22 protein-coding genes and 1 pseudogene are annotated in these 23038 nt (G+C 71.1%); 12 read left to right on the forward strand and 11 right to left on the reverse strand.

Going from position 1 to position 23038, the window contains the following annotated elements:
- Nucleotides 1-39 precede the first annotated feature (39 nt).
- On the forward strand, nt 40-456 hold the full coding sequence (locus AB0J74_RS31415) for a YciI family protein (protein ID WP_363454385.1): 417 nt from the start codon (nt 40-42) through the stop codon (nt 454-456).
- Here the strand turns inward: AB0J74_RS31415 and AB0J74_RS31420 are convergent.
- A complete protein-coding gene (locus tag AB0J74_RS31420) occupies nt 443-1702 on the reverse strand; it encodes an RNA polymerase sigma factor (RefSeq protein WP_363454387.1) in 1260 nt (419 codons plus the stop codon). The genes AB0J74_RS31415 and AB0J74_RS31420 overlap by 14 nt on opposite strands.
- Nucleotides 1703-1773: 71 nt before the next feature.
- Between AB0J74_RS31420 and AB0J74_RS31425 the strand changes: the two genes are divergently transcribed.
- The 3 genes from AB0J74_RS31425 to AB0J74_RS31435 all read left to right on the forward strand — a co-directional run bounded on the left by AB0J74_RS31425 (nt 1774) and on the right by AB0J74_RS31435 (nt 4028).
- The gene (locus AB0J74_RS31425) at nt 1774-2220 is read left to right on the forward strand and encodes a hypothetical protein (protein WP_363454389.1); all 447 of its coding nucleotides are present in this window, start codon (nt 1774-1776) and stop codon (nt 2218-2220) included.
- 470 nt (nt 2221-2690) lie between these two features.
- The gene (locus AB0J74_RS31430; protein WP_363454391.1) at nt 2691-3347 is read left to right on the forward strand and encodes a GntR family transcriptional regulator; all 657 of its coding nucleotides are present in this window, start codon (nt 2691-2693) and stop codon (nt 3345-3347) included.
- 15 nt (nt 3348-3362) lie between these two features.
- Nucleotides 3363-4028 (forward strand): GntR family transcriptional regulator, encoded by a 666-nt coding sequence (locus AB0J74_RS31435; RefSeq protein WP_363454393.1) that lies wholly within the window; start codon nt 3363-3365, stop codon nt 4026-4028.
- A gap of 4 nt (nt 4029-4032) precedes the next feature.
- Here AB0J74_RS31435 and AB0J74_RS31440 read toward each other — a convergent pair whose 3' ends face one another.
- From AB0J74_RS31440 to AB0J74_RS31455, 4 genes are read right to left on the reverse strand one after another with little or no spacing between them, the layout of a single operon-like run.
- Nucleotides 4033-4890, reverse strand: coding sequence for a potassium-transporting ATPase subunit C (locus AB0J74_RS31440; RefSeq protein WP_363454395.1), 858 nt, complete (start codon nt 4888-4890; stop codon nt 4033-4035).
- A complete protein-coding gene (gene kdpB / locus AB0J74_RS31445) occupies nt 4890-7031 on the reverse strand; it encodes a potassium-transporting ATPase subunit KdpB (protein ID WP_363454397.1) in 2142 nt (713 codons plus the stop codon). The genes AB0J74_RS31440 and kdpB overlap by 1 nt, the downstream gene beginning before the upstream one ends.
- Nucleotides 7032-7038: 7 nt before the next feature.
- Nucleotides 7039-8694, reverse strand: a complete 1656-nt coding sequence (gene kdpA / locus AB0J74_RS31450; RefSeq protein ID WP_363454399.1) for a potassium-transporting ATPase subunit KdpA — start codon at nt 8692-8694, stop codon at nt 7039-7041.
- A 16-nt stretch (nt 8695-8710) separates the two neighbouring features.
- Nucleotides 8711-8800 carry a potassium-transporting ATPase subunit F gene (locus AB0J74_RS31455; RefSeq protein ID WP_363454401.1) on the reverse strand — a complete coding sequence of 30 codons (90 nt, stop codon included), beginning with the start codon at nt 8798-8800 and terminating at the stop codon, nt 8711-8713.
- 208 nt (nt 8801-9008) lie between these two features.
- Here AB0J74_RS31455 and AB0J74_RS31460 point away from each other — a divergent pair, with 208 nt between their 5' ends.
- The gene (locus AB0J74_RS31460; protein ID WP_363454403.1) at nt 9009-9620 is read left to right on the forward strand and encodes a pyridoxamine 5'-phosphate oxidase family protein; all 612 of its coding nucleotides are present in this window, start codon (nt 9009-9011) and stop codon (nt 9618-9620) included.
- On the opposite strand, the gene AB0J74_RS31465 is transcribed toward AB0J74_RS31460, so the two are convergent.
- From AB0J74_RS31465 to AB0J74_RS31480, 4 genes are all read right to left on the reverse strand, one after another.
- Nucleotides 9614-10843: an alanine--tRNA ligase-related protein gene (locus tag AB0J74_RS31465; protein WP_363454405.1), complete on the reverse strand. Its 1230-nt coding sequence runs from the start codon at nt 10841-10843 to the stop codon at nt 9614-9616. The two genes, AB0J74_RS31460 and AB0J74_RS31465, sit on opposite strands and share 7 nt — an antisense overlap.
- Before the next feature lie 227 nt (nt 10844-11070).
- Complete coding sequence (locus AB0J74_RS31470; RefSeq protein ID WP_363454407.1) at nt 11071-11799, reverse strand: aminotransferase class IV; 729 nt, start codon at nt 11797-11799, stop codon at nt 11071-11073.
- 89 nt (nt 11800-11888) lie between these two features.
- Complete coding sequence (locus tag AB0J74_RS31475; protein ID WP_363454436.1) at nt 11889-12890, reverse strand: S1 family peptidase; 1002 nt, start codon at nt 12888-12890, stop codon at nt 11889-11891.
- 201 nt (nt 12891-13091) lie between these two features.
- On the reverse strand, nt 13092-13856 hold the full coding sequence (locus AB0J74_RS31480) for an enoyl-CoA hydratase/isomerase family protein (RefSeq protein ID WP_363454409.1): 765 nt from the start codon (nt 13854-13856) through the stop codon (nt 13092-13094).
- Between the two features lie 37 nt (nt 13857-13893).
- Here AB0J74_RS31480 and AB0J74_RS31485 point away from each other — a divergent pair, with 37 nt between their 5' ends.
- A complete protein-coding gene (locus AB0J74_RS31485; RefSeq protein WP_363454411.1) occupies nt 13894-14400 on the forward strand; it encodes a DinB family protein in 507 nt (168 codons plus the stop codon).
- Between the two features lie 67 nt (nt 14401-14467).
- On the opposite strand, the gene AB0J74_RS31490 is transcribed toward AB0J74_RS31485, so the two are convergent.
- Nucleotides 14468-15412: a pirin family protein gene (locus tag AB0J74_RS31490; protein WP_363454413.1), complete on the reverse strand. Its 945-nt coding sequence runs from the start codon at nt 15410-15412 to the stop codon at nt 14468-14470.
- Between the two features lie 24 nt (nt 15413-15436).
- On the opposite strand from AB0J74_RS31490, the gene AB0J74_RS31495 reads away from it, so the two are divergent.
- The 5 genes and pseudogenes from AB0J74_RS31495 (at nt 15437) to AB0J74_RS31515 (ending at nt 19125) form a co-directional block, all read left to right on the forward strand.
- Nucleotides 15437-15577 (forward strand): hypothetical protein, encoded by a 141-nt coding sequence (locus tag AB0J74_RS31495; RefSeq protein WP_363454415.1) that lies wholly within the window; start codon nt 15437-15439, stop codon nt 15575-15577.
- 18 nt (nt 15578-15595) lie between these two features.
- Nucleotides 15596-16168, forward strand: a pseudogene (locus tag AB0J74_RS31500) (MBL fold metallo-hydrolase); the annotation flags it as partial.
- Between the two features lie 10 nt (nt 16169-16178).
- On the forward strand, nt 16179-16820 hold the full coding sequence (locus tag AB0J74_RS31505; RefSeq protein WP_363454417.1) for a DUF2461 domain-containing protein: 642 nt from the start codon (nt 16179-16181) through the stop codon (nt 16818-16820).
- Between the two features lie 17 nt (nt 16821-16837).
- Entirely contained in the window at nt 16838-17572 is a 735-nt protein-coding gene (locus tag AB0J74_RS31510) for a PIG-L deacetylase family protein (protein ID WP_363454419.1), read from the forward strand.
- 92 nt (nt 17573-17664) lie between these two features.
- On the forward strand, nt 17665-19125 hold the full coding sequence (locus AB0J74_RS31515; protein WP_363454421.1) for a hypothetical protein: 1461 nt from the start codon (nt 17665-17667) through the stop codon (nt 19123-19125).
- A 100-nt stretch (nt 19126-19225) separates the two neighbouring features.
- Here the strand turns inward: AB0J74_RS31515 and AB0J74_RS31520 are convergent, their stop codons facing one another.
- Nucleotides 19226-19660, reverse strand: a complete 435-nt coding sequence (locus AB0J74_RS31520; RefSeq protein ID WP_363454423.1) for a fasciclin domain-containing protein — start codon at nt 19658-19660, stop codon at nt 19226-19228.
- 426 nt (nt 19661-20086) lie between these two features.
- Between AB0J74_RS31520 and AB0J74_RS31525 the strand changes: the two genes are divergently transcribed.
- Nucleotides 20087-23038 (forward strand): EAL domain-containing protein (locus AB0J74_RS31525; protein WP_363454425.1); only part of this gene is annotated, 2952 nt, incomplete at its 3' end.

Consider the following 23038-nt stretch of genomic DNA (forward strand, 5'->3'; position numbering starts at 1 on the left):
ACAATGACGTGACCGATGGGAGAGACCACGATGCGATTCATGCTGATGCTCAAGGGCGACCCGCCGCCCGGAGCCATGCCGCCGCCCGACCTGGTGCAGGCGATGCACGAATACGACCTGGAACTCGAACGCGCGGGCGTGCTGCTCGCGGCCGAAGGACTGCACGACAGCTCGCAGGGCGCCCGGGTGATCTACGCCAACGGCGACCGTACGGTCGTCGACGGCCCGTTCACCGAGGCCAAGGAGTTGGTCGCCGGCTTCTACCTGATCGACGTCAAGTCACCGGAGGAGGCCATCGAGTGGGCCCGGCGGTGCCCGGTCGACCGCGCGATCCCGGAGGGCGCGCCGTGGGAGGCCGTCGTCGAAGTCCGGAGGGTGGCCGAACCGGCCGAGATCCCCACGATCAACGAGGAGCAGGCGGCCCAGGCCGAGCGCTACCAGATCAGGAAGGGTTAGCCCGCTCCAGGAGCAGCGCGCGTTCGCGCGCGTTGTGGGTCAGTGACGCGGCCCGGGTGAACTCCGCCCGGGCCTCGTCGGCTCGCCCCAGCCGGTCGAGCAGGTCGCCGCGGACCGCGGGCAGCAGGTGATAGCCGGGCAGCAGGCCGGCCGCGACGATCGCGTCGACCAGGGCCAGACCGGCGGCCGGCCCCTCGGCCATGCCGACCGCGACGGCCCGGTTGAGCTCGACCACGGCCGAACGCGCCAGCGGGGCGAGCGCGTCGTAGAGGGCGGCGATCCGGCGCCAGTCGGTCTCCTCGGGCGTGCGGGCCTGGGCGTGGCAGGCCGCGATCGCGGCCTGCAGCGCGTAGGGGCCGGCCTCCGCACCGATCTCGTCGACCCGGGCCAGGGCGGCCAGCCCGCGCCGGATCAGCAGCGGGTCCCAGCGGGCCCGGTCCTGGTCGAAGAGGCGCACCGGCTCGCCGGCCGGACCGATCCGGGCCCGCAGGCGCGACGCCTGGATCTCCATCAGCGCCACGAGACCGTGCACCTCGGACTCACCGGGCATCAGGCCGGCCAGGATCCGGCCGAGCCGAAGTGCGTCGGTGCAGAGGGCGGGTCGCACCCAGTCGTCGCCGGCCGTGGCCGCGTACCCCTCGTTGAAGATCAGATAAATCACTTCGAGTACGGACGACAGCCGCGCCGCCCGCTCTCCGGGCTCGGGCACCTCGAACGGGATGCCCGCGTCGGCCAGGGTGCGTTTGGCCCGCACGATCCGCTGCGCGACGGTCGGCTCGGCGACCAGGAACGCCCGCGCGATCTCGGCGGTGGTCAGGCCGCCGAGCAACCGCAGGGTGAGCGCGACCCGCGCCTCGGCCGCGAGGACGGGGTGGCAGGCGACGAACACCAACCGCAGCATGTCGTCTTCGATCTGCTCCCTCGCGGCGGCCTCGAAGTCGACCTCCACCGACTCGGGCAGCGCCCGGCCGATCTCGTGGAGCTTGCGGGCGTAGCGCTCGTTGCGCCGGATCAGGTCGACCGCCCGGCGCTTGCCGACGGCCATCAGCCACGCGCCCGGGTTACGCGGCACGCCCTCGACGGGCCACTGCTCGAGCGCCGCGACGAGCGCGTCCTGCGCGAGTTCTTCGGCCACGCCGACATCGCGCATCATCCCGGCCAGCCCGGCGATCAGGCGCGGCGACTCGATCCGCCACACCGCCTCGACCGTGCGTCTGACCTCGTTTTCCGTCACCAACGGCGGCACGGCGACAAACCTACCGGCTCGGCGGCCGGCCTTGTTGCACATGTGTGGCAACAACCGCGAAGATGCGACACGTGACGATCGTCGAGGTGGTGCTCCTGTCCGCAGAGGGCGGCACACTGCGGTTCCGCACCGTGTCCGCCCCGCTGCCGGCCGGGACGCATCCCGACGACCTGGCCCTGCACCTGTCGGGCCTGCGCCTGTGCACGCCCGGCGCCACGCTCCACTCGACCAGTTGGCGCTACGCCGCCGGGTCGGTGGTGCTGACCTACGCCGCACTCCCCGACCCGGCGCCGTCGCACACGATTCCGCTGTCACCAGACCGGATGGTCATCGGCGGCACGGCTCTGACCCCGTCCCCGCCGCACGTCGATGCCGACGCGGTCGCCGCACACGCGGCCCGCCACCTGGCCCTGCTGGCCAGCACGGACCCGGTGGTCGCCGACGCCGTGACGGACCAGCCCGAAATCTGGGACCTGCTCGGCAAGCTGCCGGCCGGACCGGCCGGCGCACTGCGCTAGCCGTTTCGCGTCAGGACCGGCCGGACCGGCCGGCGCGCTGCGCTAGGCGTTTCGCGCCAGGACCCGCCAGACCGGCACACCGCCGGGCCGGCCGGCGCACTGCGCTAGCCGTTTAGCGCCAGGACCCGCCAGACCGGCACACCGCCAGACCGTTGCGCGCTGCGCTAGCCGCCTCGCGCGAGGACCCGCCGGACCGGGATACCGCCGGACCGGTGCGCGCTGCGCTAGGCGCCTCGCGCGAGGATCGGCGGCCAGGCTCACCGCCGGACCGGGTCACCTCGCGCTGGACAGCTATCGGCGCAAGCCGATTGCCGACATTGTGCGGAGCCATACACCAACGAACGGAATATGGCTTATCTGGTATAGCCTGCTTCACACATTGACAGCCGCCATCGCATCGAATCGGTGCACAACAGATACTGCACAATGCATTGTGCCGTGTGATGCCTCACCCCCAGAAGGAGCAGGTCGTGGAGGCGCAGCTCATCCCCGGTGAACGGCGCACCGCTCACCAGATGGTCCGCGACTCGCTGCGCCTGGCGATCCTCGACGGCACCCTGGGCGCGGGCGCCCGCCTCGTCCAGGCCGACATCGCCGCGCGGTTACAGGTCAGCACCACGCCCGTGCGCGAAGCGTTGCGCGATCTGGCCTCCGAAGGACTGATCCGGCTCGACGCACACCGCGGCGCGGTGATCCGGGAGACCAGCCTGGCCGAGGTCCGCGAGATCTACCTGATCCGCCGCCTGCTCGAGCCCGAAGCGGTGACGATCGCCGTGCGGGCGATGACACCCGAGACGCTCGCGGCCCTGGAGCGGCTGCGGTCCGAGATGGACGGCGGCCCCGACCTCGGTCGCTGGGTCGCCCTCAACCGCGAGTTTCACCGCCTGCTCAACAGCGCCGCCCAGCTCGACCGGCTGGCCGAGATCCTCAACCATCTCGACGACAACGCCGCCGTCTACGTCAATCTCGCGCTGCGGGCCACCGGCGGCGACCACCGCGACACCGCCAACCGGCACCACCAGCGGCTGCTCGACGCGTGCCGCGACCGCGACGGCGACGGCGCGGCCAAGCTGGTCCTGGAGCACCTGCAGCAGACGTTGGCCACGATCGAGCTCAGCCTGCGCTGATACATAATGCACGGTGTGCTTGACGGGCTGGACCTCACGACGCTGGTGCCCGGGCCACAGCGGCGGACCGCGCACGAGCTGGTCCGCGACACCCTGCGCCGGGCGATCGTCAGCGGCCTGCTGGCCGGCGGCACCCACCTCGGCCAGGCCGAGATCGCCAGCCGGCTCGCGGTCAGCACCACCCCGGTCCGGGAGGCGCTGCGCGACCTGGCCGCCGACGGCCTGATCCGGATCGACCCGCACCGCGGCGCCGTGGTGCACGACCTCGACCACGACGACCTGCGCGAGATCTACGAGATCCGGTCGGCCCTCGAACCGCTGGCGATCCGCCGGGCCGCCCGGCACATCACGGCCGACGAACTGGCGACGGCCGGCGACCTGCTGGACCGGATGGACCAGGAGACGGACCCGGCCGCTTGGGCGGAGCTGAACTGGGCGTTCCACGCTGTGCTGGGCCGGGCGTCCCGCTCACCGCGCCTCTTCTCCCTCGTCACCAGCGCGCAGGGCAGCACCGCCCGGTATGTCGGCGAGTCGCTGAAGACCCACCCCGAGCGGCTGGCCGAGGCCACCGCCGAGCATCGCGCACTGGTCGGGGCGCTCGCCGGCCACGACGCCGACACCAGCGCCAAGCTGGTCACCGTTCACCTTCAGCACACCCTCACCCTGTTGCTGGACACTTGAACCATCAGCGCACCGGGAACTCCTGGTCGAGCGCCAGGTTCAGCAGCACGACGTTGACCCGCTTCTGGCCCATGAAGCCGACCGACCGGCCGTCGGTGTTGTCGTCGACCAGGCGTTGGATCGCCGCCTGCGTGGCACCGCGCACCCGCGCCACCCGAGGCAGCTGGAGTTGCGCGTACGCCGGCGTGATGTGCGGGTCGAGCCCGGAACCGCTGGCCGTCACCGCGTCCGACGGCACCGCCGGCGCACTCGGCGCGTCGCCGCGGATCGGCACGAGTACGGCCTTGCTGTAGTCCTCCCCCGGCACCGCGCTCTCCACGGCGACGCCGCCGTAGGTCGCGATGAACGGTGGCTCCGGCGCGACCTGGTTGACGCTCACCGCCCGGGTCACCGGCCCGGTCAGCCCGTCGCGGCGGAACACCCGCAGCACCGCCCCCACTCCGGACCGCGTGCAGAATGGGCGCGCCCCGTCGACGCCGTTGAGCGCGCCGATCTCCCGGCTCCGGGTGCAGACCTGGGTGAGCAGGCTAGGCATGTCCGGCATGTCCTCGATGCTCTCCGGACCGAGGTTGCTGGCCGAGCTCGCGGTCGGGTCGTAGCCGTCGCCGGCCGCCGACGGACGGCTCTGGAAATAGCGCGGAATCCCCCGGCCGTCGGCGTCGACGAAGCTCTGGCCGATCAGGCTGCTGCCGACGTTCTTCCCGCCGGCGCTCACCAGCGAACCCTTGGCCTTGTGGTGCAGCCCGGGGATCAGACCGATACCGACCAGCAGCAAGGGGTACGCGATGCCGAGCACGACGGTGAACACGAGCACCGCCCGGAACGCCGCGAGATGCTGGCCCAGCCAGTTGGGTAGCCGCATCAGGAGATCCCCGGGATGAACTGGATGATGGCGACGTCGATGACCTTGATGCCGGCGAACGGTGCGATGATCCCGCCCAGCCCGTAGACCAGCAGGTTGCGGCTGAGCAGCGACGAGGCGCTGCTCGGCCGGTAGCGCACACCGCGCAGGGCCAGCGGGATCAGCGCGACGATGATCAGCGCGTTGAAGATGATCGCGGAGGTGATGGCGGACGCGGGCGAGCTCAGGCGCATGATGTTGAGCCCGTCGAGGCTCGGGAACACGGCCGCGAACATGGCCGGGATGATCGCGAAGTACTTCGCGATGTCGTTGGCGATCGAGAACGTCGTCAGCGCGCCCCGGGTGATCAGCAACTGCTTGCCGATCTCGACGATCTCGATCAGCTTGGTCGGGTCCGAGTCGAGGTCGACCATGTTGCCGGCCTCTTTGGCCGCCGACGTGCCGGTGTTCATGGCGACCCCGACGTCGGCCTGCGCCAGCGCGGGCGCGTCGTTGGTGCCGTCGCCGGTCATCGCGACCAGCCGGCCGCCCTCCTGCTCACGCCGGATCAGCGCGAGCTTGTCCTCCGGCTTGGCCTCGGCCAGGAAGTCGTCGACGCCGGCCTCCTCGGCGATCGCCCGCGCGGTCAGCGGGTTGTCGCCCGTGATCATGATGGTCCGGATGCCCATCCGGCGCATCGCGTCGAACCGCTCCCGCATCCCGCTCTTGACCACGTCTTTGAGGTGTACGACACCGAGCGCCCGGGCCGGTTCCCCCGCGACGTGCTCGGCGACCACCAGCGGGGTCCCGCCGGTCGCCGAGATCCCGTCGACGACGCCACCGACCTCTTCGTTGGGCCGCCCGCCGTTCTCCCGGACCCAGCGCATCACCGCCGACGCCGCGCCCTTGCGGATCTGCCGGGGCGCGCTGCCGGGTTCGGCCAGGTCCACACCCGACATCCGGGTCTCCGCGGTGAACGGCACGAACTCCGCCGACGGGATGACGCCCTCGTCGCGCTCGCGCAGGCCGTGCTCGATCTTGGCCAGCACCACGATCGACCGGCCCTCCGGGGTCTGGTCGGCCAGGCTGGAGAGTTGGGCCGCGTCGGCCAACTCCGCCGCCGGCACGCCGGCGACCGGCAGGAACTCGGTCGCCTGCCGGTTGCCCAGGGTGATCGTGCCGGTTTTGTCGAGCAGCAGCGTGTTGACGTCGCCGGCCGCCTCGACCGCCCGCCCCGACGTGGCCAGCACGTTGCGCTGCACCAACCGGTCCATCCCGGCGATGCCGATCGCCGACAGCAGCGCGCCGATCGTGGTCGGGATCAGCGCGACCAGCAGCGAGACCAGCACGATCCCGGTCACGCCGTGCTCGTTGATGGTCAGCGTGTTGGGCGCCGCGCCCTGGAACGCCTTCGCGAAGATCGCCACCGGCTGCAGCGTGACCACGGCCAGCAGGAAGATGATGGTCAGCGCGGCCAGCAGGATGTTGAGCGCGATCTCGTTGGGCGTCTTCTGCCGCGAGGCGCCTTCGACCAGGCTGATCATCCGGTCGATGAAGCTCTCGCCGGGCTTCTGGGTGATCTTCACGACGATCCGGTCGGAGAGCACCCGGGTGCCACCGGTGACCGCGCTGCGGTCACCGCCCGACTCGCGGATGACCGGTGCCGACTCGCCGGTGATCGCCGACTCGTCGACGCTGGCGACGCCCTCGACCACGTCACCGTCGCCGGGGATGACCTGGCCCGCCTCGACGACCACGACGTCGTTCTGCCGCAACTGGACGGCGTCGACCGCCTCCTCCCGGGGCGAGGTCTGGCCCTCGCGCCAGTCGACCAGCCGCCGCGCCACCGTCTCCTGCCGGGCCCGGCGCAGTGTCGCCGCCTGCGCCTTGCCCCGGCCCTCGGCGACCGCCTCGGCCAGGTTCGCGAAGATCACCGTAAGCCACAGCCAGACCGTGATCAGCCACGCGAACGTCGACGAGTCCTGGATGGACAGCGCGGTGGTGAACAGCGCGCCGAGTTCGACGATGAGCATCACCGGGTTGCGCCACAGCGTGGCCGGGTTGAGCTTGCGCAGGGCGTCCGGCAGCGATTTCCCGAGTTGTCGCGGGTCGAGCAGGCCGCCGCCGATGCGGCTGGGTTGTTCGAGCACGCCCGCGGTCATGGTCGCCTCACAGCCCTTCGGCCAGCGGGCCGAGCGCGAGCACCGGCAGGAAGGTCAGCGCGACCAGGATGATCACGACGCCGACGACCATGCCGATGAACAACGGTCGGTGGGTCGGCAACGTGCCGGCCGAGACGGGCACTGGGCGCTGCCGGGCCAGCGAACCGGCGAGTGCCAGCACGAACACCATCGGCAGGAAGCGGCCGATCACCATGCACAACCCGGTCGCGGTGTCCCACCACTGGTCGTTCACGGTGATGCCGGCGAAGGCCGAGCCGTTGTTGTTGGCCGCCGAGGTGAACGCGTAGAGCACCTCGGAGAACCCGTGCGGCCCGGTGTTGAGCATCGTGTCCTTGTTCTTGGTCGCCATCGCGGTGGCCATGCCGATCAGCACGACCGCGGGCGTGATCAGGAAGTACAGGGACGCGAACTTGATCTCGCGGGAAGAGATCTTCTTGCCGAGATACTCCGGTGTGCGCCCGACCATCAGTCCGGCGACGAAAACCGTGATGATCGCCAGGATCAGAACGCCGTAGAGGCCGGAGCCGACACCGCCCGGTGCGACCTCGCCGAGCATCATGTTGATCATCGGGATCATCCCGCCCAGCGCGGTGTAGGAGTCGAAGAACGAGTTGACCGCACCGGTCGAGGTGAGCGTCGTGGCGGCGCCGAAGGTCGCCGAGTCGGAGACGCCGAAGCGCACCTCCTTGCCCTCGAACGCGGCGTTCACCGAGTTGGGCACCGTGCCGTTGTGCAGCAGTTCGAACGTGTTGACCAGGACCACGCTGGTGATGGCCAGGATCGTCACGACGGCCAGGATCGCGTGACCCTGCCGCTTGTCGCCGACCATCCGGCCGAACACCCGGGGCATCGCGAACGGGATCAGCAGGAGCAGGAAGATCTCGATCCAGTTCGTCCACGGTGTGGGGTTCTCGAACGGATGCGCGCTGTTGGCGTTGTAGAACCCGCCGCCGTTGGTGCCGAGTTCCTTGATGACCTCCTGGCTGGCCACCGGCCCACCGGGAATGTGCTGGGTGGCGCCGGTGAGCGTGGTGACGTCGGTGCCGCCTGACAGCGTCTGCACCACGCCGCCGGCGATCAACACGATGGCGACGGCCACCGACACCGGCAGCAGCACCCGCAGCGTGATCCGGGTCAGGTCGACCCAGAAGTTGCCGAGTGCCTGGGTGCGGCTGCGGGCGAAGCCGCGGATCAGCGCGACCGAGACGGCGATGCCGACGGCCGCCGAGACGAAGTTCTGCACCGCCAGCCCGGACATCTGCACCAGGTGGCCGAGCGTCGACTCACCCGCGTACGACTGCCAGTTGGTGTTGGTCACGAAGCTGGTCGCGGTGTTCCAGCCCTGGTGCGGCGACATGGCCGGGAAGCCGAGCGAGAGCGGCAGCTTGCTCTGCAGCCGGGTGAAGCCGTAGAGGAAGAGGATGGACAGCAGCGAGAACGCCAACACGCTGCGGGCGTACACCGGCCAACTCTGCTCGGCCGCGGGGTTGACCCCGACCAGGCGGTAGATCAGCCGCTCGACCCGGGAGTGCCGGGTGCCGGTGACCACGCGGAAGATGTAGTCGCCGAAGTAGCGGTAGGCCAGCCCGACGAAGAGCACGAGCGACAGGGCGAAGAAGACGCCGGCGATCGTCGTGGACATCAGCGGCGCTCCGGCATCAGAACCGCTCCGGGAAGAGCAGCGCCACGACCAGGAACACGGCCACCAGGAACGCGATGATCAACCCGGCCAGGTTGACCGCGCTCACAGCCGCTCGACCTGCCGCACGATGATCGCCAGCACGACGAAGAGCGCGATCGAGATCAAGATGTACGCCACGTCCTGCACCGGTGCCTCCGTGCCCCCAAAGGTGATGAAAACGTCCTCTCATATCAAACCGCCCAGAAATATGTCGCGTGCGGCTTTGCCCCAATCGCGTACCGTCGGCGGCGCAGACGACCATCGGGGGAGGACGGATGACCGCGGTCACGTCACACGAGGAGCTTCGCGCCCTGCTCGGCCAGCCCGGCCAGCGGGTGCTCGAGAAGGATCGCAAGGAGCTGCACCAGCGCGATCGGGAATGGCTCGCCGCCGCGCCGTTCTGCCTGGTCGCGACGGCGGGCGCCGACGGCACCTGCGACGTCTCGCCGAAGGGCGACCCGCCCGGCTTCACGGTGGTGGTCGACGACACGACCATCGCGATCCCCGAACGGCCCGGCAACAAGCGGGCCGACGGCTTCCACAACATCATCGACAACCCGCACGTCGGCCTGATCTACCTCATCCCCGGCCGCGACGACACGCTGCGGATCAACGGACGGGCGACCATCCTGCGCGACGCGCCCTACTTCGACCAGATGACCGTCCGCGGGCACCGGCCGGCGTTCGCGCTCCAGGTCGAGATCGAGCAGATCTTCTACCACTGCGCCAAGGCGTTCCTGCGCTCCGAGCTGTGGAAGCCGCAGACCTGGCAACCCGACGTGCTCCCCCGCCGGGCGATGCTGATCAAAGAGGTGGAGCGGCCGGCCGAGACCCTGGCTGAGCTCGACCGGCACTACGGCCCCGACTACGCGAAGAACATCTACTGACGACCGGCGCGACTGCGCTCGCGGTGTTCGCGCATCAGCCGCGCGAAGCCGTCGGTGTCGACCGACACCCCGGCCTCCCCTGCGATCTCGACCGTGAGGTCAACCGGGAAGCCGTAGGTGTCGTGCAGCTTGAACACCGTCTCGCCGGTCAGCGGGCCGCGCCGCAACTCGGTGTCGAGCAGTCGGTTGCCGGCCCGCAGCGTGCGCCGGAACGTGCGCTCCTCGCGCTCGACGACCTCGACGACCGCCGGGTCGCCGCCGGGCACGCTCGCCGCCACCGGGCCGAGCCCCGGCTCGTCGACACCGAGCAACACCAACCGGCGCACCGCGCGCCGCAGCAACCGGCGCACGACGTAGCCGCGGCCCTCGTTGCCCGGCCGGAACCCCGCCGCGATGAGCAGCACCGCCGTGCGGACGTGGTCGGTGACGAGCCGGTGCGCCGCCGGCTCGTCGTCGCGGCCGGTCAGCGCGCGCACCGCGGCCAGCGTCGACCGCGCGACGTCGATCTCCTGGAGATTGTCGACGCCCTGGAGGACGAGCGCGAGCCGGTCCCGGCCCAGCCCGGTGTCGATGTGCCGGCCGGGCAGGTCGCCGAGGATCTCGTCGTCGGAGTCGCCGCGCCGGTACTGCATGAACACCAGGTTCCACAACTCGACGAAGCGCTCGCTGTCGACGGCCGGGCCGCCGTCGCGGCCGACCCGCGGCCCGCGGTCGTAGAAGATCTCCGAGGTGGGCCCGCTCGGGCCGGGCACGCCCATGCTCCAGAAGTTGTCGTCGGGGCCGAGCCGCTGGATCCGCTCCTCGGGCACGCCGAGCGAGCGCCAGAGGTCGACGCTCTCCTCGTCGCCGCGGAGCACGGTCATCCACAGCCGGTCGCGCTCCAGCCCGAAGCCGCCGGTGAGCAGGTCGAGCGCCCAGGCCATCGACTCGCGCTTGAAGTAGTCGTCGAACGCGAAGTTGCCGAGCATCTCGAACGCCGTCGCGTGCCGGTCGGTCAGCCCGATCCGGTCGATGTCGACGGTGCGCACGCAGGGCTGCGCCGACATCAGCCGCGATCGCGGCGGCCGGGACAGACCCAGGTAGTAGGGCTTGAACTGCACCATGCCCGCGTTGGTGAAGAGCAGGTCGCCCTCGTCGGGCGCCAGCGGGCCGGCCGGCACCTCGAGGTGTCCGAGGCCGCCGAAATAGTCGAGGAAGGTCGTGCGTATCTGATCGGATCGCATGATGGACGCCGTTTCGGTCGCGTGGAGCAGCGCGCCCACGAGCCCAGGCCTGGGCTCCTCACCGCGAAGCGTCGCGGACGCGTGGGGTCGGTTGGCGCAACCGCCGAGCCGGCACCGAGGGTCAGGCGAGGACGAAACCTCAGCCGACCGGCTCGGCGCCGCTAGCTCGCCGCACTCCCACGCACATGCGTTCAATGATGACCAGCACCGGCCCTGCCGGCAAACGCTTAAACGGGATCCCAGGGTACGGCGGCGAAAAGGCGGTCGAGACCGGCCATCAGGCCCGGGTCGGGTAGGCAGGGAATGTCATCGATCGATGCGACGCCGGCCAGGCCGATCGAGTTGGCGAGGAATGCGCCGTGGAACCCGCCGAGGTCGCCCAGGGTGATCCGCTGCTGAGTGGTGGGCCGGTGCTGCTCGATCAACAACATCGCGGTGCCGTGCAGCCAGGGTGCCGTCGGCCAGACCACCGCGCCGTCGGCGGCGAAGAAGCCGATGTTGGCCACCGACGACTCGGCCACCGTGCCGTCCGCCCCGGTCAGCAGCGCGTCGTCGTATCCCTGGGCCCGCACCCGCCGGGCCCACTCCGTCTGCGCGAACCCGCCGAGGTGCTTGAGGTGCGGGAACGGCCGCAGGTAGGGCACCGACCGCAGCCGCACCGGGCCGGTGGCCGGCGCCGTGGGCGGTGCCACCGAGACCAGCACCAGATCCGGGTCCCGCACCGCGACACGCACGGCGGCATCGCCCTCGCCGGCCAGGGCGTGCCGCACCAACTCCCGCACCCGCTCGGGGCCCAGCGGGCGGCCGAACAGTTCGCGGTTGGCCGCGTCGAGCCGGTCGAGGTGGTTGGCCAGGCCCTGCACCCCGCCGCCGCGTACCTGCATCGCGGTGAAATGCCCGTAGGTCGAGAACAACTCCTGCGCGGCCGCGGGCCGGCCGTTCACCTCGATACGCACCTGACCATGGTCGCGCGGCGACCCCCGGCTCGGGGTCCGGGGGTCGCCGGCGGTCCGCCTCGAATGCGGACCCCTGGGGGAGGGCGCGATCAGAAGACGCTGACGCCGTAGACGCTCAGCGGCTCGGTGACGGGCTGGAAGTAGGTGGTGCCGCCGCTGCTGCAGTTGCCACTGCCGCCGGAGGTCAGGCCCAGGGCCGAGTTGCCGGCGTAGAGCGAGCCGCCGCTGTCGCCGGGCTCGGCGCAGACGTTGGTGCGGATGAGGCCGCTGACGGTGCCCTCGGCGTAGCGGACGGTCGCGTTGAGGCCGAGAACCGTGCCGGAATGGATGCCGGTGGTGCTGCCGCGGCGGGTGACCCGCTCACCCACACTCGGGGTGCGGGCGTTGGTGATGTCGACGCTGCCGACGCCGCCAGTCTTGGTGATCGTCGTGTTGGTGTAGCGGACGATCCCGTAGTCGTTGCCCGGGAAGCTGGTGCCCGCGCGGGTGCCCAGGACGGTCGTCGAACTCGAGTTGGCGTACCACGTGCTGCCGATGTTGGTGCAGTGGCCGGCCGTCAGGAAGTAGTAGGTCGTGCCGGAGCGCACGTTGAAGCCGAGTGAGCAGCGGGCGCCGCCGGTGTAGATGGGGTCGCCACCGGAGATCGTGGTGCTCAGCTTGCCGGTCAGCTTCTCGATCCGGGCACCGCCGTTGCTGGCGGCCACGGCGCTCCGCAGCGTCGCGAGCTTGGCGCCGGTGATGGTCGTGTCGACGTCGACGACGACCTGGTTGCTGACCGGGTCGACCCACCAGGCGGTGCCGGTCACGCCCTTGTCCAGACGGGACGTCAGGGCGGCGAGGTCGGCGCCGCTGCGCTTGACGATGCGGGCCTGCCCACCGGCGGCCTTGATCTGCGCGGCAGCGGCGGCGTCGGTCACGTTGACGACCGTCGCGCCGGACGAGTCGACATAGGAACCGGCGTTGCGGTCGGCGCCGAGCGAGTCGGCGATGCGGGCTGCGCCATCCGGGCTCAGCGGGGTCGGTGCCGCTTGAGCTGGAGACACCGCGAAGAGTGCTCCCGCCACCAGGGTCGTGGCCGTGGCGGAGAGCATGACGCGTCGGGTGATACTCACTGATCCTCCCGGGGGATGTGGACCGGCCGGTCGGCCGATCCGGAGGCATCGATCTGTCGACATGTTTCCAGTCGAATAGATCGGCGTCAACGTTTAGTGGACGACCGATCCTGACCATTAGGTCGACGTCATATCACCGGAATAATGGAAACGCTATTGGCGAAAATGAATACGTTTTGATCACGGACGCCAGCGGAAGTCGGCCGGCCGCCGCTCCAGGAACGCGGTCGCGCCCTCGGCGACGTCGCCAGCGCGGAGCATCTCGGCCTGCCAGAACGCCTCGCGCTCGGGCGACGGGCGGCCGGCCACGGCGAGGTCGATCGTCTCCTTCGCCGCGGCGATCGAGAGCTGCGAACGCTGGGCGATCGTGTCGACCAGGCGGGCCACGTGAGCGTCGAGCTCGTCGGCCGGCACCACCTCGTCGGCGAGGCCGATCGCGGCGGCCCGGGTCGCGTCGATCTGGTCGGCGGTGAACAGCAGCCATTTCGCCGCCGCCGGGCCGACCAGGCCGAGCAGCCGGCGGGTGGCCGGGCCGGGGTAGACGATGCCGAGGCGGGAAGGCGGCACCGCGAACCGCGCGTCGAGAGCCGCGATACGCAGGTCGCACGCGACCGCGAGTTGGCACCCGCCGCCCACGCAATAGCCGCGCACGCGGGCGATGGTCGGCTTCGGGAAGGCTGCGAGCCGCTCCTCCGCCCGGGTCGGCGGGCCATCGGCGCCGACCAGGTCCTGCACGCCGGTGAGGTCGGCGCCGGCGCTGAAGGTGTTGCCGGCGCCGGTCAACACCAGCACCCGCACCTCGGGGTCGGCCGCGGCGGCGTCCAGCAGGTCCGGCAGGCGGCGCCACATCGCCGGGGTCAACGCGTTGCGCCGCGGTGGGTTGCTGATCGTGATGGTCGCCAGGTGCCCGGTCAGGGTGAGGTCGATCGTGCCTTCGTCTTTCACGGGCCGACGCTAACCAACCAGGGGCATGATGGTGCGGATGGACATCAACGACCTGTTGAGCGACGCCTTCGGGCGGCTACCCGGTTTAGTCCGCGGCGCGGTGGCCGGCCTCGACGCCGAGCAGTTGCGCCGGCCGCCGGCGCCGGGTGCCAACACCGTGGGCTGGCTCGTCTGGCACCTGACCCGGATCCAGGACCACCACGTCGCCGACCTGCTCGGCGACGACCAGATCTGGGTGACCGGGCCATGGGCGCCGCGCTTCGAGCTGACCGCCGATCCCGACGACACCGGCTACGCCCACGGCCCCGACGAGGTCCTCGGCGTGCGCCCGGCCAGCGGCAAGGTGCTCGTCGACTACTACCAGGCCGTGCACGACCGCACGGCCGGGCTGGTCAAGGCGGTCACGCCGGAAGACCTCGACCGGATCGTCGATCGCGGCTGGAACCCTCCGGTGACGATGGGCGTGCGGCTGGTGAGCGTGCTCAACGACGACGTGCAACACGCCGGCCAGGCCGCCTACGTGCGCGGGATCATCTTGAGATAGCGGAATCTGTGGCTCTGCCAGCCGGGCAACGCGTTAAAGCGTGTTGCCGTGCCAGCCGGGCAACACGTTACAGCGTGTTGCCGTGCCGGTCGCGCACCTTGAGCTTCGTCGTCGGCAAGGCGGGCGCCGGTAGCGCCTCGCCGGCGTAGCCACGCACCACCCCGAACCGGTCGCCGGCGGTCCACTCCTCCCGGGCCTGGCGGATCTCCTCGTCGCTGCGGGCGACGAAGTTCCACCACATCACCAGCGGCTCCTCGAACGGCTCGCCGCCGAGCAGGAACAGTCGTGCGCCCCGGTCGCTCGCGATGGTGGCGGTCGTGCGTTCCTCGCCGAGGTAGAGCAGGCCGCCCGGGGTCAGCTCGGTGCCGCCCACGTCGGCGGCGCCGTCCAGCGCGAGCAGGCCGTACTCGAAGTTCTTGCGCAGCGCCAAGGACAGCCGCGCGCCCGGCTCCAGCAGCAACTCGGCGCCGATCAGCGGGGTGTGCACCCGGGCGGGCGAGGTCAGGTCGCCCAACTCCCCGACGAGCACGGTGGTGGTGACGCCGGCGAGGTCGGCCGAGGGCAACTGTGCGTGGTGCTCGAAGCGGGCCGGCTGGTGCCGCGCCTCCTCGGGCAGCGCGACCCACAACTGCAGGCCGTGCATCAGTGGCGGGTGCCGCTCGGGCGACTCCTCGGAGTGCGCGATGCCGTGCCCCGAGGTCATCAGGTTGAGCTGCCCGGGCCGGATGGTCTGCAGGCTGCCCAGGCTGTCGCGGTGCAACACCTCGCCGGCGACCAGCCAGGTGACGGTCTGCAGGCCGGTGTGCGGGTGCGGGGGCACCTGCATGCCCGGCCGGTTGACCACGTCGTCGGGCCCGAACTGGTCGACGAAGCACCACGCGCCGATCATCCGGCGCGGTCGCTGCGGCAACAGCCGCCGCACGGTGGTGTAACGCCCCAGGGGCACGTCGTGCCCCGGCAGCAGGACGCTGGCGGGAAGCCCGGCCAGCGTGACGGCGCCGTCTGTGCTCACCCGTCCGAGGGTAGCCTCCTGCCGGTGGAGTTGACCGTGCTCGGTGCCCGAGGGGCCTTCCCCGAGGCCGGCGACGCGTGCAGCGGTTTCCTGGTCGAGCACGACGGGTTCCGGCTGTTGCTGGACGCCGGACAGACGGCGAGGAGCCGGGGAAACGTCGCATAACCGGCGGCCGCCGTCGACGCGGTGCTGATCACCCACGGCCACCCCGACCACTGCGCCGACCTCAGCCCGTTGCTGCGGGCCCGCTCGTTGGCCGACCAACCGCCGCCGGCCCTGCCGGTCTACGCCCCGCCGGGCGCACTCGACGCGGTCCTCGCGCTGGACCGGCCCGGGATGCTCGACCACGCACCGAATCCGATCGGCGACGGCGACCGGCTCCAGATCGGACCGTTCACCGTGGACGTACGCGAACTGCCGCACTTCGTCCCGAACAACGGCGTACGGGTCGCGGCCGGCGGCACCGCGCTGGCCTACCAGGGCGACAGCGGGCCGACAGCCGGCCTGGCCGCGCTGGCCGACGGAGCCGACCTGCTGATCGCCGAGGCGACCTACCCCGAGGCGGTCCCCGCGCACAGTGCCGGCCGGTTGAGCAGCGCGCTGGACGCCGCCGCGGCCGCGACCGCCGCCGGCGCGGGGCGGCTGCTGCTCACCCACCTCTGGCCGGGCCTGCCGGGCACGAGTTCGCTCGACGCCGCCCGGTCCGCGTACGCCGGCCCGGTGTACCTGGCCGAGGGCGGCCAGACCTGGGGTTAAAGTCGATCCCGTGGCGTTCCGTGGCTGGCCGAGTGAGGCTCTCGAGTTCTACGAGGGGCTCGAGGCCGACAACTCGAAGACCTATTGGACGGCGCACAAAGACGTCTACGAAGACCTGGTCCGCGCACCGATGACCGAGTTGCTCGACGAACTGGAGCCCGAGTTCGGCCCGGGCCGGATCTTCCGCCCCTACCGCGACGTGCGGTTCAGCGCCGACAAGTCGCCCTACAAGACGGCGATCGCCGCGACGTTGAGCCGCGGCGGCTACATCCACCTGTCCGCGGCCGGGCTGGCCGCCGGCAGCGGGATGTATCACATGGAGCGCGACCAGTTGCTCCGCTACCGCGCCGCGGTCGACGACGACAAGAGCGGCCCACGGCTGGAGCGGCTGGTCGCCGAGGCCGCCGCGGACGGCGTCCGGATCCACGGCCACGACCGGCTCAAACGGGTGCCCCGCGGCTATCCGGCCGACCACCCGCGGGCCGACCTGCTCCGCCACAAGGGCGTCGTGGCGTGGAAGGAGTGGCCGGTCGCACCCTGGCTGGGCACTGCCGCCGCCAAGCGCCGCGTGGCAGACTTCCTCCGCGCGTCCGCGCCGCTCAACGAATGGCTGGCGACCCACGTGGGCCCCAGCATGCCGGCAGCCGAATGACCGACAGGAGTCGCACCGTGTCCGACCTCGCGCCCTTCGAGTCCGTGCGGGAAGACTGGCAACGGGCGCTGGCCGTGGTGGCCCACCCCGACGATCTCGAGTTCGGCTCCGCGGCGGCGGTCGCCCGCTGGACCGGGCAGGGCAAGGAGATCGTCTACTGCCTGGTCACCAGCGGGGAGGCCGGCATCGACGGGATGTCGCCCGACGAGACCAAGGTGGTCCGCGAGGCCGAGCAGCGGGCGTCGGCCGGCGTGGTCGGCGTCTCCGCCGTCGAGTTCCTGGGCCTGCCCGACGGGATCATCGAATACGGCGTCCCGCTGCGCCGCGAGCTCACCAAGGTGGTCCGCCGGCACCGGCCGGACATCGTGATCACCAACAACTTCCGGGAGACCTGGGACGGCGCGGAGGCGCTCAACCAGGCGGACCACATGGCCACCGGGCGGGCCACCCTCGACGCGGTGCGCGACGCCGGCAACCGGTGGATTTTCCCGGAGCTGGGTCTGGAGCCCTGGGGCGGGGTCCGCCAGGTCTGGGCCGCCGGCTCCCCCGACGGCCGGCACGCGGTCGACATCAGCGGCACCTTCGACCGGGGCCTCGAGTCGCTCCAGGCGCACGAGGCCTACCTGCGCGGGCTGGGCGAGGGCGCCTTCGACCCGGAGGAGTTCCTGGAGGGCATCGGCCGCGCCGCCGGCACCCGGCTGGGCACCCGCTACGCCGCGCCGTTCGAGGTTTTCACGATCAACCTGTTCTGAGGGAGACCGTGAGCAAGCCTCGCGGCTGCTCTACGATCGTGCCCAGAGGTCGGTAGCGCCAGGCTGCGCGACCGACCCTGGAGGCCACCCCGATGTCGACTCCCGCGTCCGTTGCGGTCGAGCCGGGCACGGCACCCACGGTCGCGGGTTCGCGGCAGTGGCTGCGCGGTGACGGCTGGGTGGCGGTCGCCGCCTACCTGATCGCGCAGGCCGGGCTGCTGTTCTGGTGGGCCGCCAACTTCCCGGGGTTGTTCAGCCCGGACTCCCTCGACTACATCTGGCAGTCGACCACCGGCAACTGGAACAACCACCACTCCATCCCGTACACCGCGCTGGTCTGGCTCTCCTTGCAGTTGACCGGTGGTGTCGGCGCGCTGACGCTCGGTCAGACGATCGCGATGGCGGCCGCCGTCGCCTACCTGCTGACCGGCCTGCGCCGGCTGGGCGCGCCGGCCGCCGCGCTGCTGCCCGCCGCCGCCGTGCTGGTCGCGCTGCCCCCGGTCGGCACGTTCTTCGCCTGCGTCTGGAAAGACGTCGGGTTCGTCATCGCCGTCACGTTCCTGGTCGGCACGCTGGTCCGGTTGGTCGCGGCCGGCCGGGAGCGGCGCGGCGGTCACCTGGTCTGGCTGCTGGGCGCCGAGGCGCTGCTGGCCGCGGTGTTCCGCCAGAACGGCTTCGTGATGGTCGCGATCGTCGCCGCGGTCGGCGCGGCGGTGCTGGCCGGCGCCCGCGTCAAGATCGTCATCGCCGGGCTCGCCGCGATCGTGGTCGCGCTCGGGCTCAACCTGGCCGTGCTGCCCGCGCTGGGCGTGAAGAACGGCTTCGCCGGCGTCTCGCTCGAGGCCTTCGTCGGCGACATCGCGGTCGCCTACCGGCACGACCCGGGCAGCTTCACGGCGCAGGACCGCGCGGTGCTGGAGACCACCGCACCGCTGTCCCTGTGGGCGTCCAGCGGCACCTGCGCCAGCACCGACACGACCGTCTACGACCCGGCGTACGACCGGGACGCCTCGATCGCCAACAGAGACGCGCTGATGGGCCTGTGGTTCCGCGTCGCCGGCCGGATGCCCGGCGAGGTGCTCGCCACCCGGTGGTGCCGGGGCGCGATCGCCTGGAGCGTCACACCGCGCTACGGCCTGTCGCGCAACCCGAACCCCTGGAGTGCGAAGACCTACGTGGCCCGCGACCCCCGGATGGCACAGACCCCGTTCCGCGGCGCCGTGGTCTCCAAGCCGCTCAACGACACCGTCTTCCGGATCGCGCAGAGCGGCGTGCGGGCGACCAACGGCCGCGGCGTCGAGTGGATCGCCTGGCGCGGCGCCACGCTCGCCTACCTCACCTACGTCGTGGTCGGGTTCGCGGCCTGGCGCCGGCGCAACCCGACGCTGCTCCTGCTGGCCGTGCCGTCCGCCGCCGTGCAACTCTCCGTGCTGCTGGTCAACAACGTGCAGGCGGCGCGTTACATGGCAGCGCCGTACGTCGTCGGTGTGCTGCTGCTGCCGTTGTTGTTTGTCAAGACCTCAGCGCCCGTCGAGGAAGGCCAGGACGGCTAGCACCCGGCCGTTATCGTCTTCGGGTCGCTGGCGAAGAAGCTGGGCTGACCGTGGCAGGGGCCCTTCGCCGCGGCTCGGGGCCCCTGCCGGCGTGCGTGGATCAGGTGGCCGCCGGGGTCGGCGTCGAGCTCGGCACGGTGAGGACCGCGTCGATGAGGTAGACGGTCGCGTTCTTGGTCTTGATGTTGCCGCAGACCACGCTCGCGGTGTTGTTGACGGTGAAGTCCTCACCGCTGCCGGTGACGGTGAGGTTCTGGCCTTCCATCGTCTTGTGCGTGCCGGCCAGGTTCTGCGGTGTCAGCCGCTGCGGCACCACGTGGTATTCGAGCACCTGGGTCAGCTGCGTCTTGTTGGCCAGCAGCGCGTTGATCTGCGACTGCCCGAGCTGGTTGAACGCGTCGTTGGTGGGCGCGAACACGGTCAGGTTCTGGGCGTTGTTGAGGGTATCGGTCAGCCCGGCGGTCTTGATCGCGTTCGCCAGCGTCGACAGCTGCGGGTTGCTGGCCACCGCGGTCGCGACCGGTTGGGAGGCCATCGACGAGAGGCTGCCAGGCCCCGAAGTCGGCAGCGACGAGCAACCAGGGCCGAAGGCCGCGCCGCCACCACCGGTGGTGTTGGTCCCCGACGGATGAGGGCTGGCGGCGCCGTTCGGCGACGGGGTCGCGCCGGTTGGCGCGAGAGCGGTGGACGGGCTGGTGTCCGAGCCGCACGCCGCCATGGCCAGGGCCATCGCGGCCACCGTGACGGCGAGACCCGCTGTCCTGAAGACACGCATGATGCTGAAATCCCCTCATGTCGGTTTTGAGATGCTTTAAATAGATTCGTACCAGCATGGGCGGACCAATGAAGGCTACTTGACGTAATCGAGACATAGCGGTACGTAAGCCGAGCTAGCGGCCGACCCGGCATTCCGGCGTACCGTGTAAATGCCTCTCAATTGGCAATTGATCGGAGTTGGTGCATGGCGCGGCGGGTCGGGCTGGCCGCGTACGGCCTGTGGATGGCCGTGCTCACGGCCGTCTACTTCGTCGTGCCCGACTCCTGGCTGACCGGCATGTGGACCGCGATCAGCGTGAGCGGCGTGGCGGCGGTGTTCGTCGGCATCCGGATCAACAGGCCCCGGATGGTGGGCACCTGGTACTGGTTCTTCGCGGCCATGGTCTTCATGGCCGCCTCCGACCTCGCCTTCAACCTCACCCACGGCGGTGGCCCGGTGAGACCGCCGCTCACCCTGTCCGACGACATACTTCTGCTGATCTCGTTCGTCCTGCTGGCGGTCGCGCTGGTCAAGTTCACCCGCGCCGCGGAACCTGGCCGCGACCGGCCCGCGTTGATCGACGCGCTCGTGCTGATCCTCGGCACCGGGCTGCTGGCCTGGGTGCTGACCGTCGAGGCCAACTTCGACCAACCGGCCACCGGCGCGGTCGCCGACGTCCTGCAGGTGGCCTACCCGGTCGCCGACATCATCCTGATCGCCCTCGTCGTGCGGCTCGTCACGGCCATCCGGTTCAGCCCGGCCGTGCTGCTGCTGGTGTTCGGTACGGTGGGTTACCTGGTCGCCGACGCGCTGTTCCGGGTCGGCGGCCACTTTCCGGTCGGCAACCCACTCGACGCGGGCTATTTCGCGCTCTACGCGTTCTGGGGCGGCGCCGCCCTGGTGCCGTCGATGCGCGGTCTGACCGAGTGGCAACTGCCCCGCCCGCGCGAGGTCACGGTGCTGCGACTGGTGCTCCTCGGGCTGTCCGCGCTGATCCCACCCGGCATCCTGTTCTACGAGTCGTTGGCCTTCGACAGCGTCCGGCACGGCGTGGTGATCGCGGTCGCCTCGTTCGTGATGTTCGTGCTGGTGTTGACCCGCCTGTGGTTCCTGGCGCAGCGGTTGCGGGAGCAGATCGACCGGGAACGGGCGCTGCGGGAGGTCACCGCCGCATTGGTCTCCGCCGCCGACAACGAGGGGATCGCCGACGCCCTCGACGACGGCATCCGCCATGTGCTCGGTCCGGCCGCCAACTACCGCTTCCTACTGCTGACCGGCGCCGACCAGGCGACACCCGGGCGGCACATGGGCAACATGCCGACCGACCCGTCGCACGAGGCGATCCACCGGCTTCGCGAGCCCACCCTGATCCGTGCCGGCGACCTGCCGGCGCCGACAGTCGAGGCGCTCGGCGCCCGCCGGATCCCGGACGGGCGCCAGACCCAGATCCTGGCGCTGCCTCTGCCGTTCGGCGAGGGCGGCGAGGGGGGCGAAGAGACGATGGGCGCCATGCTGGTCGACGCCGAGGAGAGCGCACTTGTCGTCGCGCAGGACCCGCTCGCGGTGCTGGCCGGGCAGGCGGCGCTGGCCATCGGCCGGGTGGCGCTGAGCGAGAAGTTGCGCAAGCGGACAAGCGAGGAATACTTCCGGGCGCTGGTGCACAACGCGGCCGACGTCATCCTGATCGTCGACAGCAACGACCGGATCGCGTACGCCAGCCCGTCCGCCGAGGCCATCTTCGGCGACGCCGACCTGGTGGGCACCAAGGCGCTCGACCACACCGACCCGCTCGAGCGGCCCCGGGCCGAGCGGGTCTTCCGTGAGCTCCAGCGCCGCGCCGCGGGCAGCACCGACGTCAACGGCCGGGGCAGCACCGACTGGACCCTGCACCGGGTCGACGGCACCGCCGTTCAGGTCGAGATCTCGGTGCGCGACCTGCGCGACGACCCGACGGTGCGCGGGTTGGTGTTCACATTGCGCGACGTCACCGACAAGCGCCGGCTGGAGCGCGAGCTCACCCACCGGGCCAACCACGACGTGCTGACCGGGCTGGCCAACCGGGCGCTGTTCGCCGACCGGATGCAGAAGGCGATCGACGCGCGCCGCGGCGTCGTCGGGGTGCTGTTCATCGACCTCGACGACTTCAAGGTGGTCAACGACACGCTCGGGCACGCCAGCGGCGACCAGGTGCTCAAGGCGGTCGGCGGGCGGATCAGCGCGGCGCTGCGCCCGCACGACACCGCGGCCCGGCTCGGCGGCGACGAGTTCGCGGTGCTGATCGACGACGCCGCCGACCCGGCCGACGTCGAAGACGCCGCCGACCGGATCACCCGGTCGCTGCGCGAGCCCTACACCATCGGCGGCAATCAGATCAGCTGCTCGGCCAGCATCGGCATCGGCACCACGGCCGACGCCGAGGACGGCGCCGAACTGCAGCGCCAGGCCGATCTCGCGCTCTACGTGGCGAAGGGCGCCGGCAAGAGCCAGTGGCGGCGCTACCAGCCCGAGCTGCACACCACGATCGCCGAGCGGTTGGAGCTGCGGGCCGAGCTCGACCACGCGATCCACAACGACCAGCTGGCGCTGGAGTTCCAGCCGATCGTACGGCTCTCCGACGGGCACACCGCCGGCTTCGAGGCGCTGCTGCGCTGGAACCACCCGACTCGCGGCCGGCTGGCCCCGGACGCGTTCATCGACGTGGCCGAGGAGTCCGGGCTCGTCGTGCCGATCGGCGAGTGGGTGCTCAGGACGGCCATCGAGGCCGCGCGGAGCTGGCGTCGTGGGCAGCCCTACGGCGCGCCGTACGTCGCCGTCAACGTCTCGGCCCGGCAGTTCCGTACGCCCGGCTTCGTCCGGCTGATCAGGAGGGAGCTGGCCGATAACGGGCTGCCGCCGTCGTGCCTGATGCTGGAGATCACCGAGAGCCTGCTGCTCCGCGACGACGAGCAGGTCTGGGACGACCTGGCCGAGGTGCGCCGGCTCGGCGTGCGGGTGGCGATCGACGACTTCGGCACGGGCTACTCGTCACTGAGCTATCTGCGGCACGTGCCGCTCGACGTGCTCAAGATCGACCGGCTGTTCACCGGCACGATCGCGACGTCGGCGCAGCAGCGGGCACTGGTCGACGGCATCGTGCGACTGGCGCACACGCTCGGC

It is taken from the genome of Asanoa sp. NPDC049573 (assembly GCF_040676615.1).
GTDB lineage: Bacteria > Actinomycetota > Actinomycetes > Mycobacteriales > Micromonosporaceae > Asanoa.